At 69.6% G+C, this 19,357-nt stretch carries 14 protein-coding genes; 10 read left to right on the top strand and 4 right to left on the bottom strand.

The features are described 5' to 3' along the window. The first annotated feature begins 25 nt into the window (after window positions 1–25). The 10 genes from EJC77_RS05105 (at window position 26) to EJC77_RS05060 (ending at window position 11,778) form a co-directional block, all read left to right on the top strand. Window positions 26–1,147 carry a DegT/DnrJ/EryC1/StrS family aminotransferase gene (locus tag EJC77_RS05105; protein ID WP_125610513.1) on the top strand — a complete coding sequence of 374 codons (1,122 nt, stop codon included), beginning with the start codon at window positions 26–28 and terminating at the stop codon, window positions 1,145–1,147. A gap of 5 nt (window positions 1,148–1,152) precedes the next feature. Further along, window positions 1,153–1,827: a NeuD/PglB/VioB family sugar acetyltransferase gene (locus EJC77_RS05100; protein WP_125610495.1), complete on the top strand. Its 675-nt coding sequence runs from the start codon at window positions 1,153–1,155 to the stop codon at window positions 1,825–1,827. 1 nt (window position 1,828) lies between these two features. Then, complete coding sequence (locus EJC77_RS05095; RefSeq protein ID WP_125610494.1) at window positions 1,829–2,953, top strand: DegT/DnrJ/EryC1/StrS family aminotransferase; 1,125 nt, start codon at window positions 1,829–1,831, stop codon at window positions 2,951–2,953. Window positions 2,954–2,970: 17 nt separating this feature from the next. Next, window positions 2,971–4,428 (top strand): oligosaccharide flippase family protein, encoded by a 1,458-nt coding sequence (locus EJC77_RS05090; RefSeq protein WP_240629789.1) that lies wholly within the window; start codon window positions 2,971–2,973, stop codon window positions 4,426–4,428. Further along, on the top strand, window positions 4,425–5,690 hold the full coding sequence (locus tag EJC77_RS05085) for a glycosyltransferase (protein WP_125610493.1): 1,266 nt from the start codon (window positions 4,425–4,427) through the stop codon (window positions 5,688–5,690). Before EJC77_RS05090 ends, EJC77_RS05085 begins: the two co-directional genes overlap by 4 nt. Continuing rightward, a complete protein-coding gene (locus EJC77_RS05080; protein WP_125610492.1) occupies window positions 5,687–6,820 on the top strand; it encodes a glycosyltransferase in 1,134 nt (377 codons plus the stop codon). The genes EJC77_RS05085 and EJC77_RS05080 overlap by 4 nt, the downstream gene beginning before the upstream one ends. Beyond that, a complete protein-coding gene (locus EJC77_RS05075) occupies window positions 6,817–8,124 on the top strand; it encodes a hypothetical protein (protein ID WP_125610491.1) in 1,308 nt (435 codons plus the stop codon). The genes EJC77_RS05080 and EJC77_RS05075 overlap by 4 nt, the downstream gene beginning before the upstream one ends. Beyond that, window positions 8,121–8,990, top strand: coding sequence for a glycosyltransferase (locus EJC77_RS05070; protein WP_125610490.1), 870 nt, complete (start codon window positions 8,121–8,123; stop codon window positions 8,988–8,990). Before EJC77_RS05075 ends, EJC77_RS05070 begins: the two co-directional genes overlap by 4 nt. A gap of 131 nt (window positions 8,991–9,121) precedes the next feature. Beyond that, a complete protein-coding gene (locus EJC77_RS05065; protein WP_125610489.1) occupies window positions 9,122–9,757 on the top strand; it encodes a hypothetical protein in 636 nt (211 codons plus the stop codon). A gap of 92 nt (window positions 9,758–9,849) precedes the next feature. Further along, on the top strand, window positions 9,850–11,778 hold the full coding sequence (locus EJC77_RS05060; protein WP_205786886.1) for an O-antigen ligase family protein: 1,929 nt from the start codon (window positions 9,850–9,852) through the stop codon (window positions 11,776–11,778). Between the two features lie 128 nt (window positions 11,779–11,906). Here the strand turns inward: EJC77_RS05060 and EJC77_RS05055 are convergent, their stop codons facing one another. From EJC77_RS05055 to EJC77_RS05040, 4 genes are all read right to left on the bottom strand, one after another. Further along, window positions 11,907–13,898 carry a DUF4082 domain-containing protein gene (locus EJC77_RS05055; protein ID WP_164520316.1) on the bottom strand — a complete coding sequence of 664 codons (1,992 nt, stop codon included), beginning with the start codon at window positions 13,896–13,898 and terminating at the stop codon, window positions 11,907–11,909. 108 nt (window positions 13,899–14,006) lie between these two features. After that, on the bottom strand, window positions 14,007–16,619 hold the full coding sequence (locus tag EJC77_RS20925; RefSeq protein ID WP_240629787.1) for a WecB/TagA/CpsF family glycosyltransferase: 2,613 nt from the start codon (window positions 16,617–16,619) through the stop codon (window positions 14,007–14,009). A gap of 103 nt (window positions 16,620–16,722) precedes the next feature. Then, on the bottom strand, window positions 16,723–17,928 hold the full coding sequence (lhgO, locus tag EJC77_RS05045) for an L-2-hydroxyglutarate oxidase (RefSeq protein WP_125610486.1): 1,206 nt from the start codon (window positions 17,926–17,928) through the stop codon (window positions 16,723–16,725). Beyond that, on the bottom strand, window positions 17,925–19,352 hold the full coding sequence (locus EJC77_RS05040) for a sugar nucleotide-binding protein (protein ID WP_125610485.1): 1,428 nt from the start codon (window positions 19,350–19,352) through the stop codon (window positions 17,925–17,927). Before EJC77_RS05040 ends, lhgO begins: the two co-directional genes overlap by 4 nt. Between the last annotated feature and the right edge of the window lie 5 nt (window positions 19,353–19,357).

Below are 19,357 nucleotides of genomic sequence, written 5' to 3'. Positions count from 1 at the left end.
TGTGGGCCTGCCGCGCGTCAACGTGATGCAGCCGTGGCTGGGGACGGAGGAGGCGGACGCCGTCGCCGAGGTCATCGCCTCCGGCTGGGTGGCGCAGGGGCCGCGCGTGGCCGCGTTCGAGGCGGCGTTCGCCGCCGCCCAGCAGGCCGGTCACGCGGTGGCCACGTCGAATTGCACGACGGCGTTGCACCTCGCCATGGTGACGGCCGGCGTATCCGCCGGGGACGACGTCGTCGTACCCTCCTTCTCCTTCATCGCGACGGCCAACGCGCCAACCTATGTCGGTGCGCGTCCGGTCTTCGCGGACGTCGAGGCGGAGACGGGCAACGTGAGCGCGGCGACGATCGCGGCGGCCCTCACCGACCGGACCCGGGCCGTCATCGTGGTCGACCAGGGCGGGATGCCCGTGGACCTGGACCCCATCCGGGCGTTGTGCGACCCGCTCGGCATCACCGTCGTCGAGGACGCGGCCTGCGGGGCCGGCTCGACGTACCGGGGCCGTCCGGTGGGTGCCGGCGCGGAGGTGGCGACGTGGTCGTTCCATCCGCGCAAGATCCTGACGACGGGCGAGGGCGGCATGCTCACGACCGCGCACGGCGACTGGGCGCAGCGCGCCGCACGACTGCGCGAACACGCCATGAGCGCGTCGGCGGCGGACCGGCACTCGGCCGTGCTGGCGCCGCAGGAGGAGTACGGGGAGATCGGCTTCAACTACCGGATGACCGATCTCCAGGCGGCCGTGGGGCTCGTGCAACTGGGTCGGCTGGGTGCGGCGGTACGGCGGCGGCGCGAGCTCGTGGCCCGGTACACCGCGCTGCTGGCCCACATGCCGGGGTTCCGGCTGTCCCGCGATCCGGGGTACGGGACCAGCAATTTCCAGTCGTTCTGGCTGGAGGTGCTCCCGGGGTTCGGCCGAAACCGGGACGGCGTGCTGGCGCACCTGGCCGAGGCCGGGATCTCCGCGCGTCGCGGCATCATGGCATCGCACCGGGAGCCGGCCTACGCCGGGCGCGACACCGGGACGGCCGACCTGTCCGTGACCGAACGGCTCACCGACAACACGCTGATCCTGCCCGTGTTCCACCAGCTCACGGAGGCCGACCAGGACCGCGTGGTCGAGGCACTTGTCGCGGCCGGGCGGGGCTGATCGCCGTGACCGGACTTGTCCTCATTGCGGCCAGCGGGCTGGCACGGGAGGTGCTCGCCTCGGTGCGCCGCTCCGGCGAGCACACCGTGATCGGGTTCCTGGACGACGACCCGTCGCTGGCCGGCGCGGTCATTGACGGGGTGCCTGTGCTGGGAGCCGTGTCCGCGGCCGCCCGGCACCGGGGAGCCGAATTCGTGCTGTGTGCCGGCAAGGGCGCCGACCGGGCGGCCATCGCGGGCCGGCTGGCCTTGCTGGGCATCGGCCCGGACCGCTGCGCCACCATAGTGGACGCGCGGGCCGTCGTGTCGCCCGGATGTTTCGTCGGCTCGGGCAGCGTGCTGCTGGCCAACGTGGTGCTGACGGCCGGCGTGCGCATGGGCAACCACGTGGTCGCCATGCCCGGGGTGACGTTCACGCACGACGACGTCGTGGCCGACTTCGCCACGTTCACGGCCGGCGTGTCGCTGGGCGGGGGCGTGCGGATCGGCCGCGGCGCGTACCTGGGTATGAACTCGACCGTGCGTGAACACTGTGCCGTGGGCGTCGGGGCGGTGGTCGGCATGGGTGCCGCCGTCGTCACCGACGTGCCCGACGGCGAAACGTGGGCCGGCGTGCCGGCCCGCCCCCTGTACCCTTCGGCGGTCCGCCGGATTGACGGCACCATGGGAAGGAGGGCCTGAGATGGGGCAGATACCACTCGTGGACCTGGCGGCGCAGCAGGCCGAGATAGCCGGCGACATCAGGGCGGAGCTGGACGAGGTGTTCGCCTCGGCGGCGTTCATCGGGGGACCGGCGGTTGGACGGTTCGAGCGCTCATACGCGGCCTATGTGGGGGTCACGGCCTGCGTGGGCGTCGCCAACGGCACGGACGCGCTCGAACTGGCGTTGCGCGGTGTCGGGGTGCGGCCGGGCGGGGAGGTCATCCTGCCGGCGAACACGTTCGTGGCCACGGCCGAGGCCGTGGCCAGGATCGGCGCCGTGCCCGTGCCCGTGGACGTCGACCCTCGGTACCTGCTGATCGACCCCGACCGCGTCGCCGACGCCGTGGGTCCGAAGACGCAGGCGATCGTGCCGGTGCACCTGTTCGGGCAGGTCGCGCCCATGGAGGCCCTGGCCGAGATCGCCGCGGCGCGGGGCATTCCGCTGGTCGAGGATGCCGCCCAGTCGCAGGGCGCCCGCCGCAACGGCCGGACGGCGGGCTCGTTCGGCCGGGCCGCGGCCACGAGCTTCTATCCGGGCAAGAACCTGGGCGCGGCCGGCGACGCCGGTGCCGTGACGACAAACGATGCGGACCTGGCCGCGTTCGTCCGCCAGCTGGGCGCCCACGGCAGCAGCGTCAAGTACGTGCACGACGTCGTGGGCATGAACTCCCGCCTGGACACCGTCCAGGCCGTGGTGCTCGATGCGAAGCTGCGCCGGCTTGACGGCTGGAACGCCCGGCGCCGGGCGGCCGCCCGTCGCTACGCACGGATGCTGGCCGCCGTTCCGGGGCTGGCGGCGCCGTCATCGGCCCCGGGCAACGAGGATGGGTGGCACCTGTATGTGGTGCGCGTCGAGAACCGGGACGAGGCGCTGGCGGCGCTGCACGAGGCGGGGATCGGGGCGGGCATCCACTATCCGACGCCCGTTCACCTGACGAAGGCGTTCTCCTATCTGGGCCACGGGGCGGGGGACTTCCCGGTCGCCGAGGCGGCGGCGGAGCGGATCCTGTCCCTGCCGCTGTCCCCGCACATCACGGCCGACGAGCAGGAGCGGGTCGTGCATGTGCTGGCGAAGGCCCTGCGCCGTCCCGTACACGGCGGGTGAACCGGATGTCAGTGTCCGTGCGCGCCAGAGACGGGAAGCGGGCGGCCCCGACCGCGTCCCGGGCCTTCCTGCTGAGCATCCTGAACACGCTCGTTTCGCGGGTCGGCACGATCGGCATCGGCATCCTGCTGGCGCGCATGCTCGGGCCGGCGCAGTTTGGCACGTATGCCGTCGCATTCGTCGCGTTGATCGCCATCCTCAGTTTCAATGAGTTGGGCGTCAGCCTGGCCATCGTTCGCTGGCCGAGCGATCCGAAGGAAATCGCGGCGACCGTGACAAGCGTTTCGCTGGGCAGCAGCGCCCTGATCTTTGCCGCCACCTACCTTCTTGCCCCGTATTTCGCCACCGCCATGGGCGACCCGGCGGCGACGTCGGTTGTGCGTGTCATGGCGGTCTGCGTGGTGGTCAACGGTGCCGTGGCCACGCCGGCGGCACTGTTGCAGCGAGGATTCCGCCAGGGGACCCGGATGGTGATCGACCAGGTCAACGTCTGGCTGGGCGCGATCGTTTCGGTGGTCCTGGTCTTTTCCGGGATGGGTGCCATGAGCCTGGCGATCGGGCGGGTGGCGGCGAGCGTCGTATCGGCCGTCTTGTTCATCGCCTACTCGCCCTTGCCGTACCGCCTCGGGTTCGACCGCGGCAAGCTGCGCCCCCTGCTGAACTTCGGACTCCCGCTGGCCGGTTCGAGCATCGTGGTGTTCGCCGTCGGGTATGCGGACCAGATCGTGGCGGGCAAGATGCTGGGGGCGCTCACGCTGGGGCTTTACGTTTTGGCGTTCAACCTTGCCGGCTGGCCGACCAGTATCTTCTCCCAGCCGCTGCGGGGAGTCGCCCCGCCGGTGTTTGCGAACCTGCAGCACGATCCGCAGGCCATGCGGGGCGCGATGCTCTCGCTCATGGGCGTGGTCGCCGCGGCGGTCCTGCCGATCGTGGCCGTGATGGCCGGTGCGGCGGAGCCGCTGGTCAGGTTCGTGTACGGGGCGCAGTGGGCGTCGGCCGCGGTTGCGTTGACCTGGCTTGCCGCCCTGGCCGCCTTCCGGATTTTTTTTGAGCTCATCTATGACTACCTGGTGGTCCTCGGTGTTTCCGGAGCCATCTTCAAGGTTCAGCTGATTTGGCTGGCCGCCCTGCTCCCGGCGCTGATCTGGGGGGCCGCGTGGGCCGGGTTGGCCGGGCTGGCGGCCGCGCCGCTGTGCGTCGCCGCCTTGATCGTGTTGCCCATCTACCTACGCATGCTCAAGCGTCATGGATTTACGGTGGCCGCCCTGGCCTCGGCGATATGGCTGCCCTGTGCCGTTGCCGTCCCCGTTGCCGGGATGAGTTACCTGTTTGCCCGGACCATCGGCTCGCCGTTCCTGGCGGTGCTTGCGGCGACCGGGGTCGGAACGGTGGCCATGGTGGTTTTGGTTGCGTTGCGCAGGGCCGACTTGGTGGCCATCCGCAGCTGGGGGCGGACGAAGGAGGCCGTGGCGTGAGAATCGTGACCTATCCGCACGACATGAACATTGGCGGCAGCCAGCTCAACGCGATCGAATTGGCCGCGCGAGTGCGCGACCTGGGTCACGAGGTGATCGTGTACGGCCAGGCCGGGCCCCTGGTCGAGGCCGTGGCCGCGCACGGGCTGGAATTCATCGAGTCCCCGGCCGTGCACCGTAGGCCCACTCCCGGCATCGTCCACGGCCTCCGCACGCTGGTGCGCCGGCGCGAAGTCGACATCGTCCACGGCTATGAGTGGCCGCCGACGCTGGAGGCCGTTCTGGCCTGCCGCGGGCGGTCGGCGGCCGTGGCCGTCTCCACGGTCCTGTCCATGTCCGTCGCGCCGTTCATCCCGGCCAACGTGCCGTTACTGGTGGGCACGGAACAGATTGCGGACGCGGAGCGGACGTTTGGCCGCGCACGGGTGGAGCTGATGGAACCGCCGGTGGACACGGCGCTGAATCGGCCCGATCTCGATCCCGGACTCGATGATTTCAGGAGGCAGTGGGATCTGGACGGGCGGGCGTTCACGGTCTCGATCGTCTCCCGGTTGGCACACGAGATGAAGCTTGAGGGGATCCTGACGGCCATCGAGGCGGTGGCAATGCTGGATGGCGAGTTCCCGGTCCAGTTGGTCATTGCCGGGACCGGGCCGGCCGCGCCACAGGTCCGCGACCATGCGCAACGCGTGAACCGGGAGCTCGGCAGGCGGGCAATCGTCTTGACGGGCGAGCTGGCAGACCCCCGACCCGCGTACGCCGTGGCCGACGTGTCCATCGGCATGGGCGGGTCGGCTTTGCGCGCCATGGCCTTCGGCAAACCGCTCATCGTCCAAGGCGAAAACGGCTACTGGCGGGTCCTTGCCCCCGAATCCCTGCCGCAATTCCTGTGGCAGGGATGGTATGGCTCGGGTCCTGGTCCCCAGGATGCGGCCCGACGGCTGGCCGGCCACCTGCGGGAGCTCAGGGACAGCCGGGAGCTGCGCGAGCGGCTCGGCCGGTTCGCCCGCGACACGGTCTGCGACAGGTTTTCCCTGGACGGCGCCGCCGGCCGGCTCACCGATTTCTATCTGCGGTCGAGGGCAGTGCGCGACGGCGCAGGCGGGCGGCTGGCACACGCGGCAGTGGCCGGCGGGCGTTTCACCGCCTACAACCTGGGCAGGATGAGATGGCCCGGCGGCCGCCGTCCGGCCCGTGACGACTTCAACGCGGTGCCGGTGGCCGCCGGCCCGGTCCCGGCGACCCCGCGGGGACGGTCATGACCGCGGACGACGGCGGGGCCATCGTCCTGCTCGCCGGCAGCCGGTGGGAGAACACGCGCGGGACCGACCATCGCCTGGCCGAGGCCATGACCGCCCACGTGCCGGTCCTCTGGGTTGATCCGCCGATGCCGTTTCCCGGTCCTCGGGCGGCGCAGCGCCCGCCGATACCGCCGGGTTACGCCCTCGACTGCTTGCGGCCCGGACTGGTCAGGCTCCGCTTCGCCGCGCCGCCGGGATTCACCCGCCCCGCCCTGCGGCGCGCGGCGTCATACTTGCTGGGCCGTGCCGTCCGCGCGGCCGTCGACGATCTCGGCGTGGAGCCGATCGCGACGCTGCTGCTCTCGCCGCGCGACGAGTTCCCGGCCGGCCTCACCGGCGTCCGGGTGCTGCACATCACCGACGACTGGCCGGCCGGCGCCGCCATGATGGGCCTGTCGCGACGGCGGGTTGAAGCCATCCTGGCCCGAAACATTGCCCGGGCCGGCATCGTGACGGCCGTTTCGCCGTACCTGGCCTCGGCCGCGGAAGCCCACGGCGCCCGCATCGTCACGGTGCTGCCCAACGGGTGTTCCCCGGTCACCGGGGACGGCGACGTGGTGCGCCCGCGCCTGGCGGCAGGGATCATCGGGCAACTCAATGAACGCCTCGATTTCGACCTGCTCGATGAACTGGCCGCCAGTGGCATCGACATCGAGGTGATCGGCCCGAACAAGGTCCGCGACCCGGACGCCCGGCGGCGCCTGGAGCGATTCCTGGCCGAGCCGCGCGTCACCTGGGTGGGGGAGGTCACCGAACAGGACTTGTGGCCCCGGCTGCGTCGCCTGTCCGTGGGGTTGACCCCCTACGCCGACAACGAGTTCAACCGGTCCAGTTTCCCCGTGAAGACGTTGGACTATCTGGCTGCGGGCCTGCCGGTCGTGTCCACGGATCTGCCGGCGACCCGGTGGCTGGACACCGAACTGGTCCGGACCGCCGGAACCCGAACAGAATTCGTGGCCGCCGTCCATGCCGCGCTGGCCGTCGGGGGCGCCGCGCGGGACCGGCAGGCGCGTCAGTCATTTGCCGCCCGGCACACCTGGGATGCGCGGGCGCGCCAATTGCTCACGCTCATCGCGGAGGCCCGGGCATGATTGGCAGTGCGTGGCCGGGCGCCCGGCACGGGCGGCTGGAGGCGCCGCTGTTGGCCGTCCTCATCTCGGCGGCATTCCTGTTCACGGCCTGCACCGGCGCCGGGCCCCGGCCCGGCAGCGACCCCGCCGCGGACGGACTTTCACTGCCGCGGATCCCGTGGGAAGGCGGCCCGGACTATTGGCGGGGCTTCGCGAAGGCGGCGGCCGGGGGCTGGACGGACCCGGCGTTCTTTCCGGTCGTGGCCTGGTACGACAGCGTCTCGAACGCCAGTGAAACCGCGTTCGACAAGTCCCTCGGCATCAACACGTACGTCGGCATGCCGCCGACCGTCGATTCGTCGTTGCTGGACTCGGCGGGGATGTACTGGATAGGTGGGAAGCTCAACGCGTCGTTCACGGCTGCGAGCCGCAGCTGGGTGGGCTACTTCCTTGATGACGAGGTCGATGGCCGGTTTGCGCCGGCCGCCGGACGGAACCACCTTCGGGAGTTGTCGGCGCAGGCCCCGGCCGGGCTCTTTGCCTACGCCAATTTTACCGCCATGGTGGTGGAGAGCGATCTGCCGTCGGCCGACTCCGAACAGTACGTCAATGGCTACACCGACGTGGTGTCGGTGGACAAGTACTGGTACACGATTCCGCAGTGTTCGCAGAGACCGTATCGCAACGTGTTGGTGGTTCCGATCCCGGCGGCGCGCTGCCGCACCGCCTCCAGTTACGGCAAGACGGTGACGGCCTTGCGCGAGCGCGACGCGGCGGACGGCAAGCTGCAGCCGCTGTGGGCGTTCGTGGAAAACATGACCGGTGCCGACCGGCCGGACACGTTCGGCGGCTACATTGGCCCCGGCCAGCTGCAGGGGGCGGTGATGAACTCGATCATCCACGAGGCCCGGGGGATCGTCTATTTCAACCAGAGCCTGGCCGGCCCGTGCCAGTCGGGAAATGTTTTCCGTGACGCGCAGGTGTTTCCCGGATTTTGCGGGTCGGCCCAGGTCGCTGCCGTCCGGGACGTCAACGGGGTCATCCATTCCCTGGCGCCGGTCATCAACACCCAGTCGTACCAGTGGCGGTTCGGTCCCGGCCTTGACACCATGCTCAAGGCCCACGATGGCCATGCCTACATTTTCGCCATGATCGACGGCTCCTCGGATCCGGGCAACCGGTCGTTTCAACTCCCGCCGGAGATTCACGGCCGGAGTGTCGAGGTCGTTGGCGAAGGCCGGTCCCTGCCGGTCGATGGCACGAATCATTTCACCGACACATTTGACCATGAATTCAGCTACCACATCTACAAGGTGAAAATATGAAGCCAACCATCGACCACGTCCTGCTGACCCGCTTCAACCTTCCCACCCCGGGTGTGGAAAGCCTGGTGCGCGCCAAGGAGGGGTGGCTGCGGGACAGGCAGCAGCTCTTTGAACGCTACTGCCTGCCGGCGGTGCTGGGGCAAACGGTGACCGGGTTCAGCTGGATCATCTATTTTGACACGCAGAGCCCGCCATGGCTCAAGGAACGCGTGGCCGACCTGTCCAGCGACGGCAGTTTCACGCCCCTCTATCGGGACTCGGTTCCCCGGTGGCAACTGCTGGCCGATCTCCGCGCCGTGACAGGAGCCGGCGCCGACATCCTGCTGACAACCAATGTCGACAACGACGATGCCGTTTCGCTCGACTTCGTCGAACGCATCCAGCAGCAGGCCGTGGACGGGAACCGTTGCGCGATCTACCTGGCCCATGGCCTGATCAGGGCCGGCGACGAACTCTTCCGCCGCCGCGACGACCACAATGCCTTCGTGTCCGTGGGCGAAAGCTGGACGGACCCGGTGACGTGCTGGGCGGACTGGCACAACCGCCTTGGGGAGACCATGGCCGTGCGTTCCGTGGGCGGTCCGCCCGCCTGGCTCCAGGTCGTCCACGGCGGCAATGTGAGCAACCGGGTCCGGGGGACGCGTGTGCGGCCAGAGCCGTTCCGGGACCTGTTTGTCCACGGGCTCGATGGTGTGACGGCGCCGACGCGCCGGGCGATGGCGGTGGACCTGGCAATTCGCGCACCCATGCGAGGTGGCCGGGAACTCGCCCGCGCCATTGTCAAGAAGGCGGTGCTGCGAGTTGGCGGCAAACAAGGTCTCAATCGCATCAAGGTCCTTGCGGCCGGGCGATCACGTGTGGAATAAACGAACATCGACAAGTGGGAGAGGGGCCTGAAATGCTTGTTCGTGACGTACTGACCAGTTGCCTTCGACGATGGTACTTTGTCGCGGTTGGATTGCTACTTACTGGTGTTGCAACGTATTTTGTCTTCGGGATGGTCAAGCCGACATATGAGGCGAATGCGAGCATCACGCTGATCCCGCCCAAGGTGGCGGTCACCGTTGGCGACAATCCGTACCTGTATCTCGGCGGGCTGGAGCAGGCTCTTGGCGTCCTGCAGGTCAAGGTGGGGTCGCCGGAGGTCTCGGCACCACTTCTGGCCAGGTACCGGGGCGCGCAGCTGACGGTCGCCCCCGACGCCTCCACGACCGGACCCATCATGACCGTCACCGTCACCACCGACTCGGCCGACTCCGCCATGGAACTGTTGCACGGTGCTGTCGCGTTGGTGCCCCAGACGCTCCAGCAGCTGCAGGTGGAGCAAAAGGTGCCGGCCGCTTCCATGATCAGCACGCTGGAGTTGTCGGCCGATGCGCAGCCCACGAAAGTTGCCAAGAAGCAAGTCCAGATGACGGTGATGGCCGCCGTCGGCGGCCTTGCGGCCACGCTCTTGCTCACCGGTCTGCTGGACCGGCTCATGTCCCGCAAGCGGGGGCGCCGCCAAGTTCCATCCCCGGATGCCGCCCAGGCCACGCCCTTCGGTCCGGTCAGGCTCGAACCCGCGCCGTCGTTGGCGTTGGATTCGCAGGATCGGCGCGCCCGGAGTTCCGCCGTTGACGTAGGCACGTGAGCGGCGGGTCCATGCCAGCGCCGTTGTCAGTGGTTCCGGTGCCGTCGCGCACTGCCGCCCGGCCGAGGGTCCAGGGACCCGACGCCACAACGGTGCTGTCGACCTACCTCTTCCTGCTGCTCGTCATTCCCTCGGACCGGGGGATTGGCCCGCTCGGTGCCGCCGGATCGCCGGCGACGCTCTTTGGGCTGGGCATGATGTTGTGGTGGGCGTGGCACCATGTGAGAAGCCCGCGAAACAACCACACCCGGCGCCGGCAACCGGTGCGGATGGCGCTCTTTGCCTTCATCCTGTGCGTCCTGGCCAGTTATGTGGTCTCGACCCTGTCGGTGCTGCCCTTCGTCGATTCGAATGCCTCCAACATGGTCTTGCTGAACGTGGGCTCCTATGCCGGAGTCGTGCTGGTCGGGGTGGACGGGATTCGCGACCGTGCACGATTCGTGGCGCTGCTCCGGCGCGTGTCCCTGATGGGCGGGCTCTATGCGGCGCTGGGACTGGCACAATTCTTCACCGGACACAATTTCGTGGACTCGATCCAGATTCCCGGGCTGGCGTCCGGGGGGACCGGAGGCGTGGACACCCGCGGTGGATTTGTGCGGCCCGAATCCACCGCACGTCATGCCCTCGAGTACGCGGCCGTCTTGTCCATGATCCTGCCGATTGCGCTGACCCTGGGGATCAATGAGCGGCAACGACCCCTGCTGGCGCGCTGGTTCCCGGCGGCGGCCATCTTCATGGCGGCCCTGGTGTCGGTGACGCGTTCGGCGCTGCTGGGCGTCGTGGCGGGCGTGGCCCTGTCGGTCCCGACGTGGGACCGGAGGCTCCGCGTGCGCGCCCTCTGGGTCGGCGGGGCGGGGCTGGCCGTCATGTACTTCCTGGTGCCGGGACTCGCCGGAACCATCCTCGGCATGTTCTCAGGTGGCGATCCGTCCGTCGCATCCCGAACGGACAGCCTTGCCGTTGTGGGCCACTACCTTGCCGTGTCCCCCTGGGTGGGCCGGGGGCTGGGAACGTTGGGACCCGCCTACCGCATTTTCGACAACCAGTACATCGGCCTGCTCATCGAGACCGGGATCGTTGGCCTGACGGCCTTTGTCGTCCTGATGCTGACCGCCATCCTGACAACGCTCCTGCGGCGCCGGGGAACGGATCGACTGCTCGGCGCCATGGGGCCGGCCCTGGCGGGGGCCGTGCTGGCCGGCGCCCTGCTGTGTGCCTTCTTTGACGCCTTCCACTTCCCGCAGGCGGTCGGCATGCTTTTCCTGGTCGTGGGGTTGTGCGGGGCCCACTGGAACATGCAGCACCCCTCGGCCGCGGGCGCCCCCGAGGCCGACGCCACGACGGCCGAAACCGGAGCGCGCCGGCTCGGTGCCGTGTTGCGTCGGCGGTGGTACGTTGTGGCGGCCGTCCTGCTGCTGGCCATCCCGGCCATGATGATGGCGCGGACGGTCCCGGGCGTCTATTACGCAAAGTTCGACCTGAATTTCCAGGCCCCGGCCGGAGCGACCAAGAACAACGCGCTGCGCACGGAGGCCTCCTCGGTGGTCAAGTTCGCGGCCCTGGTGGAGCGACTGTATCAATCGGCCCACGCGAATTCACCGATTATCCCCACCACGGCCCCGGTCTACGGGACCGGGCTCAGGGACGCCGTGGCCGTGTACCTGCCAAACGCCGGTGGGCAGTGGCAGACAAATTTCAGCACCCCCACCATCACCGTGGAAATCGTCAAGCCCAGCGCGGAGGAGGTGCTGGCGGCCGCGGACAGGGTGTCCGCCGATATCGTGAAACTCGCCGCCGGGCCGCAGAACGAATTGGGCGTGTGGACCAAATCCCGGATCGTTGTCCAGCCTGACCTGGTGGCAGCCACGCAATTGATGCCCAGGGAGAAAAACGCCCTGGTTGGCATTGCCATGCTGGCCCTGGGCTTGTCGGTGGCCGGGGCGATCATGGTGGACGGCGTGGTGCGGCTGTGGCGACAGCGGCACCCGCGCCGTCGCCGGACCGCCCCGGGAACCGGGTGAAACCCGGCCTGGACAGCCGGTCCGGACAAGTGGGTTTGGACAAGTGGGTTTGGACAAGTGGGTTTGGACAAGAAATGGGCCGTGGCCCGGACGAATGTCCGGCCCACGGCCCATTTGTCTCGGCGAGGCTAGCCGATCTTGTAGATGTGGTAGGTGGATTCGGTCGGGAACGAATCAGTGAACTTCCCCTGCGCATCGACGGGGATCGAGCGGTTCTCGTCCACGACCTGCACGGAGGAGGCCTTGATGTCGGCCGGGAGCTGGAACGTGCGGCTGCCCGGGGAGGAGTTCCCGTCAACCATGGCGAAGATGTACGCGGAACCGTTGTAGGTCTTCAGCATGGTGTCCAGCCCGGTGCCGAACGAGTACTTGTACGACTGCGTGTTCAACACCGGTGCCAGGGCCTTGATCTGCCCGTCAACCTGGGTGGCCGCCGCCACGTTGGCGTTGCCGCAGAAGTTGGGCGTGACCTGGGACTGGCGGATGATGTTGCTGGCCTGGCAAGGGCCGGACAGGCTCTGGTTGAAGTACACGATGCCACGGGCTTCATTGATGATGGAGCTCATGACGGAACCCTTGAGCTGGGCGGGGGTGATGTTCGCCGTGAACGGGCCGCCGCCGGGGCCGCCGTTCAGCAGCTCCACGAACTGCCACGGGGACTGCAGCTTGCCGTCGGCGGCATCCTGCTTGCGGATCATGTCCATGGTCTTGCCGTAGCTGGAGGCCGTGCGGCAATTCTGCTGGGTGATCGCATCGATGTAGTTCTGCCGGTATGGCGTCGCGGAGCAGAACGGGATCGTGTACCAGTACATGTCCAAGGACACGGCGTCCGTGTAGTTGTTCACGTACGCCTGGGCGTCCGACTGGTTCATGTCCCCGCTCATCACCATCTGGGTGAAGTTGGCATACTTGAAGCGGCCGTCGCCCTTGTTCTGGTCGACGAGGTCCTGCAGGTGCTTGCGGCCGTCCGCCGGCGTGAACCGGCCGTCGACCTCGTCATCGAGGAAATCGCCCACCCAGTTGGTGCTGGTGTCGGTGAAGCTGCTGTTGAGCTTGTCGCCGATCCAGAACTGGTTGTTGTCCTGGAACAGGCTGTACGGCGTGGAGGCGTCCATGCCGATGTATGTGTTGATGCCCACCTTCTTGTCGTACTGGGCCTCGGCGTTCGAGCTCATGCCGTCGTACCAGGCAACGATGGGGAAGAAGCTGGGGTCGGACCAGCCGGCGGCATTCGCCTTCGGGAACTGCTTCCAGTAGGCAGAACCGCCCTCCCACGGAATGCGGGGCAGGTTCAGCGTCGCCGGAACGGTGCCGGTGCCGCCCGTGTCGGGGGTCGCAGACGGTGTGGCGGACGGCGTCGGAGCCGTTGACGGCGTCGACGTGGGCGTGCTTGACGGCGTCGAGGTCGTTGACGGTGTCGAGGTGGCCGTGCTGGACGGCGACGGCGTCGCGGAAGGAGTCGCCACGCCTGGTTGTGACGGGGCGAACTCGACGTCGACGTAGTAGTTGGAGTTGTGGTACGTGTTCTTCGGCAAGACTCCACCGCTGCCGTACGCGTAGACGCCGCCGCCGGCGGGAATCGTCAGCGGACCCTGGGTCTTGGCCGTGGCCAACCCCTGCTCATCGGCGGAGTAGGCGCCCTTGGGCGCCAGGTAGGAGGCAACATACGACTGGCCCTTGCGGATGGCAATGGGAGTCGGCAGCGTGACGGTCTGCCAGCCTGACGCGCTTTCCTTCGACGACGCCAGGACGGCGGTGGACAGCTTCGTTCCGGCGCCGCTCCACAGCGTGACCGGGTGCGGCCCGGCGTTCTGTGGCCCCTTGTAGAAGCGGATGGCCTTGACCTCGCCGTCGACGGAGCTGGAGAAGCGGGCGCCGAGCTCCACGGACGTGCGGTCCGGGTCGGTGAGCGTTTTTGGCACTGCGGATTGGAAGACTGTGACGTTTGCCGCCGGCGCCGGCGTCGGCGTCGACGCCGACGTGGTGGCCGCGACGGCCAGTGCCGGCACGAGCAGGGCCAGTGCCGAGACACCGGCAAGCGTTGCTATTGGACGTCGGACGGCCCAGCCGCTCCGAGCCCCGGCCTTCGCCGGGCGTGGCGGTGTGCTGTGTTTGTGCATGTGGGATATTCCTGAAGTGAGACGATGGGACCTTGACATTCTCCCCCGTGATCAAATCGTAACATGAGCGCGGTTTGATCACGGTCGTCGGCGCCTTCGGTGTACCCGCTACGCAGCCCGCCGCGGTGTGGCAAGGCGACTGCTTTCGTCCCGATCCCAGGCTGTCGAGGCGGTGCCCGGCCGGCGACTGCGCACCTTGCCGGCGACGGCGAAGCAGCCGTAAACAAGGGCATCCACACACGAGCGCGGCCCCCTGATGCCGTGCAGCAGGGCCAGCACCGATGGAGCCGTTCCGGTTGCCTCCGCCAGCTCCCGGTTTCCCCGGTAAACCCGGTTCAGCGTGCCCAGCAGGGCGCCCGTCGTCCGGGGGGTCCGGACGATCACGGGCACGGTGGGGACGACCAGCTTCTCATCCGCGGAGAACAGCGTGTCGACGAATGCGTCATCGGCGGTCAGGTCGGGGAACCGGGTGAAACGCTCGTGGCCGGCCGCGGTCACGGCGTAGGCCCCCGCACCCCACAGGTGCTCATGCATGCCGGGGATCCGCCGGCGGGCGCGATAGTAGGCCCGAACCAGCCGGTCGGCCCCCGTTGTGTCATAGCGAAATTCGGGCCGCGCCGCCAGGGTGCCATCGGCCGACATCGCCTCGAAGAGAGCCCCGACCGCAGCAGGGGTGATCTCGATGTCGGCATCGAGGTACAAGCGGGGCCACCGGGTTGCCGCGTCGTCGGCGGCGTTCAAGGCGGCCGCCTTCGACGCCTCGGCGATATCCAGGACCCGCACCCCGGGGAACGTGCGGGCGGTGGCCGCCGTGGCGTCGGTGCAGCCGTTGCAGGCAACGATGACCTCGATGGCGCCGGAGGCGGCCAGGTCGGCCAGGGGCGCCAGGGTGCGCGCGATCACGGCCTCCTCGTTGTGGGCCGGAATCACGATGGATCCGTCCGGGCACCCCTGCGACTGCGCGACCGACGTTGCCGTCGCGGGCACGGCCCGGGGGAGGTCATCCCAGTCTCGCAGCCCCAGCAGCGCCGCCGCGGCACGGCGCCGACCCGGCTGCCCGCATCGCGCGATGGCGCCCGCCGCCGTGATGGCGCGGACGGCCAGCGCGTACGGCGGCGCGTGGTGGGTTGCCGCGTAGCGCACACGGTTGACCTCCATGAGTGCCGTGAGGTCGGCCGAGGACCCCGACCCGCCGCGGGCATGGCGCATGGCGGCCGAGGGCTCGAACCAGATGCTGCCGCCCAGCTTGCGCAGCCGGTGGAAATAGTCCGTTTCCTCCGAGTAGAGGAAGAATTTCTCATCCCACGGCCCGGCGGCCGCGGCGGCGTCGGCCCGGACGAGCACCGCGGCGCCGGTGGCCCAATCCACCGGGTGCGGATGCTGGTAGCTTTCGGCATCGGTGTCCATTTCCGAGAGCCAACCCGGACGCGAGGGCAGGTGCGCACCCAGGACGGCGTCGCCCAGTTGCCGGGACAGCGTCGGCTCGCGCCGCAGCGAATGGTACAGGGCGTCGTCCTCGTCCAGGAGCAACGGGACGACGGCGGCGGCGGCGGAATCCTCGAGCCGCCGGAGCATCGTCTTGACCGCCCCCCGCTGGACCGCCAGGTCCGGGTTGAGGACCAGGAACGCATCGGTCGAGCCGGCGTGCGCCGCGGCGATGTTGATGCCGCCCGCGTACCCCAGGTTGCCGCCTGTCGGGATGGTCGTGACGTCGTCGTGGGCGGCCAGCGCCTGGACGGTGTCGTCTCCGGGGGAATTGTCGGCCACGATCACGCGGACCGGCTGGTCGGCGGTCTCCGCCCGGAGCGAGGCGATGAGGCGGGGCACGTCCCCGGCATTGTTGTAGGTCACGATCAGGGCGGTGACGGCGGCATGGTCGTCGGGTCCGGCGAAGACGCCCGGCGTCACCGGTGCGCCGGCCCTGGGCGGTGGCACCGGTTGCGGGATTCCGCCGGGCCCGGACTTGTCACGGCGCACGGCGATGTACGACACCGGTCCGTCGACAAGGTAGCGCCGCCCCATCCGGACCGGTTCCCGGGACAGCCGCCACGCCCACTCCAGGCCCCGGTCGCTGACCCAGCGCGGTGCACGGGCGACCCGGCCGGCGAGGAAATCGACGGCGGCGCCGAAGCCGAGCAGGGCGCCGGCACCGGTCAGGTGGCCGTAGCGGGCCATCCACAACTCCTGCCGCGGCTTGCCCAGGCCCACGAGCAGCAGTTGGGTCCCCGCGCGATTTATGTCTTCCGCCAAGGCCGTCGACGCCGCGGGGTCGGCGATGACCGACCGGTCCGGGGCCCACCAGCCCGAGACCTGCAGGTCGGGACGCGCCTGTCGCAGGCGCGCCCGGAGCAGTTCATGGGTTTCGGAGGTGCCGCCGAGGAACCCCACCCGGGTGCCGTGCCGTTCGGCCTCGTCCAGGAGCGGGTCGATGAGGTCGCTGCCGGCCAGGCGCGGCCAGGTCCGGCCGGTCTTGCGCGCCGCCTGGGCGACCAGCGGAGCCCCGTCAAGCAAGAAGAGGAATTCCGGGCCGACGAGGGTGCCATGCCACCGCTGCCCGGGACCAAAATGGTGGATGTGGTCCAGATTCACCGAGACCACGCCCAAGGGCCGCCCGTCCCGCGAGCGGGCCCGGGTGGAAATGGTCGCTATGGCCTCCGTGAATTCGAGCAGGTCAACGTCGATTCCCCCGAGCGAGACCTTGTCATGTCGATTTACTCCCATGGTCAAACCCTACAGGCGGCATTGCGGAAATGTGCGGCGAATTCCAATCTCCCGTGCATTGATTTGTCACCCCGGTCATAGGCCGAATACGGATTCGTCCCGCTCATGCCGCCAACCGTTCCGCCGCCTGCCGCACGATGTGCTCGGCGATCGCCATGGACGACGTCGCCCCAGGCGACGGGGCGTTGCGCACGTGGAGCAGGCGCCGGGAACCGGTGATGACGAAGTCGTCGACCAGGCTGCCGTCGTCGTTCATGGCCTGGGCGCGGATGCCGCGGCCCCCGGGCACCACGTCGGCGACCCGCAGCTCCGGGACGTAGGCGCGGGCCGCGGCCACGAACGCCCGTTTGCTGGCCACCGTCCGGCCCTCCCGGAACGCCGCCGGCACGTTGCCGGCCGCAAACCGCCAGAAGCCGCCGAAGCCGGCCACGTCGGCCAGATCCCGCGCCGAGGCCCGCCACGGCCCGTACGCCTCCCGGCCGGCGGCCAGGAACGCGTTCGGGCCCACCATGACTTCCCCGTCGATGCGCCGGGTCAGGTGCACGCCCAGGAACGGGTAGCGCGGATCGGGCACCGGGTAGATCAGCCCGTTGACCATGGCCCGGCGTTCAGGGCGCAGCAGGAAGTAGGCGCCGAAGAACGGCACGATCCGGGGGCTGCGCCCGTCCCCGGAACGCGCGGCCAGCCGGTCGGACTGCAGGCCGGTGCAGTTGACCGCCAGATCGAAAACCTCCGGGGCCGTCCCCAGCTCCACGGTGACCCGCCCGCCGTCGTCCGTCAGCGAGCGCACCGGCGTGCCGAGCCGCACCGTGCCGCCGGCCTCGGTGAAGTCCGCGGCCAGCGCACGGGTGGCCGCGGGGTAGTCGATGATCGCGGTCGTGGGGGAGTGCAGCGCCGCGATGCCGCGCGCATGCGGCTCCAGCACGGCGAGTTCGTCCCGGTCGATGAGGCGCACCCCCGGCACGCCGTTGGCGACGGCCCGGGCATGGATGGCGTGCAGGCGCCCGCGTTCGGCCTCGTCGCGGGCCACGACGACCTTGCCGCATTCGTCGAACGGCACGTTGCGGCGGGCGGCCAGCTCGCGCAGCAGGCCGACGCCGCGCCGGCACAGCGTCGCCTTCAGCCCGCCCGGTTCGTAGTACAGCCCGGCGTGCACCACCCCGCTGTTGTGCCCGGTCTGGTGCGTGGAGAGTGCGGCTTCCTTCTCGAACAGCGTGACCTCGGTGGCGGTGCCGGAGTGCAGCAGTTCCCGGGCCACGGCCGTGCCGATGATGCCGCCGCCGACGACGACGGCCCGCACGCCGCTCACGCGCCGGTCCCTGCGTTGTGGTTGAGTGAGTCGAGGTACTCGGCGAGCCGGCGCGCGGCGGGTGGTGGCGCGAACCCGGTGGCGGTGATCTTGGCCAGGTCCAGGGTGCTGTGGCGGGGGCGGGGTGCGGTGTCGGGTTTGCCGGCGAAGTACTCGGCGGTGCTGGTGCCGGTGACGGACGTGCGGGGGTGGCCGAGGAGCTCGTAGACGTCGGCGGCGATGTCCGCCCAGGTCTGGGCGGGGCCGTCGTTGGTGAGGTTGTAGGTGCCGTATGGCGCGTTCGCGTCGAGCAGGTGGCGGATGCCGTGGGCGAGGTCGGTGGCGAACGTGAGCCGCCCGTGCTGGTCGTTGACCACGGCGGGCCGGATGCCGCGGGCGGCCAGGCCGGCCATGGTTTTGACGAAGTTGTTGCCGTCGCCGATGACCCAGGAGGTGCGGACCAGGTAGTGCCGGGGCACGGTGGCCGCGGCGGTGTCGCCGGCGGCCTTCGCCTGGCCGTACACGCCCAGCGGGGAGAGGGGTTCGTCCTCGCCGTGGACGGGGACGGTGCCGTCGAAGACGTAGTCGCTGGAGAGATGCACCAGGGTGATGCGGTGCGCGGTGCAGGCCCGGGCCAGGGCGGCGACGGCGGTGGCGTTCACGGCCCAGGCCGCGGCCCGGCCCGCCGGGGTCTCGGCGGCGTCGACGGAGGTGTAGGCGGCGGCGTTGATGACGGTGTCGTAGCCGGTCCAGTCGATGGCGTCGAACGCGTCCGGGCCGGCGAGGTCCAGCGTGCGGCGCGGGGCGAACTCGACCCGCGGGTCGCCGTCGTACGCGTCGGCCAGGGCGCGGCCGAGCTGGCCGCCGGCCCCGAGCACCAGGGTCTTCTTCCCGCGCACCGGGGTGACGTCGGCCAGGAACGGGTGGTTCTTGTCCTTCTCGGAGAGCTCGGCGTGCGCCAGCGGGATGGGCCAGGGCACGTTGACGGTGGGGTCGGCCAGGTTCAGGAAACTGTACGCGGCGTCCGGGGACCAGTGGGCGTTGACCAGGTACGTGTAGGCGGTGCCGTCGGCCAGGGTTTGGAACGCGTTGCCGACCCCGGCCGGGACGAACACGGCGGTGGCCGGGTCCAATTCGGCGGTGACCAGGGTGCCGAAGCCCGGGCCCTCGCGCAGGTCGACCCAGGCGCCGAAGACCGTGCCGGTCGCCACGGAGATGTACTTGTCCCACGGTTCGGCGTGGATGCCGCGGGTGGTGCCGGTTGCGGCGTTGAAGGAGATGTTGTTCTGCACCGGCCCGAAATCGGCCAGCCCGGCGGCGAGCATCTTCTCCCGCTGCCAGTTCTCCTTGAACCAGCCGCGGTTGTCCCCGTGCACGGGCACGTCGAAGAGCAGCAGCCCGTCGATCGCCGTGCGGTGGGCGGCCAGGGGTTTGGCGTACTCCATGCTCG

The sequence above is a fragment of the Specibacter cremeus genome, assembly GCF_003946885.1.
In the GTDB taxonomy this organism is placed as follows: domain Bacteria; phylum Actinomycetota; class Actinomycetes; order Actinomycetales; family Micrococcaceae; genus Specibacter; species Specibacter cremeus.
The sequence above is the reverse complement of the archived record's forward strand: the minus strand, read 5'-3'. Positions and strand labels throughout refer to the sequence as shown.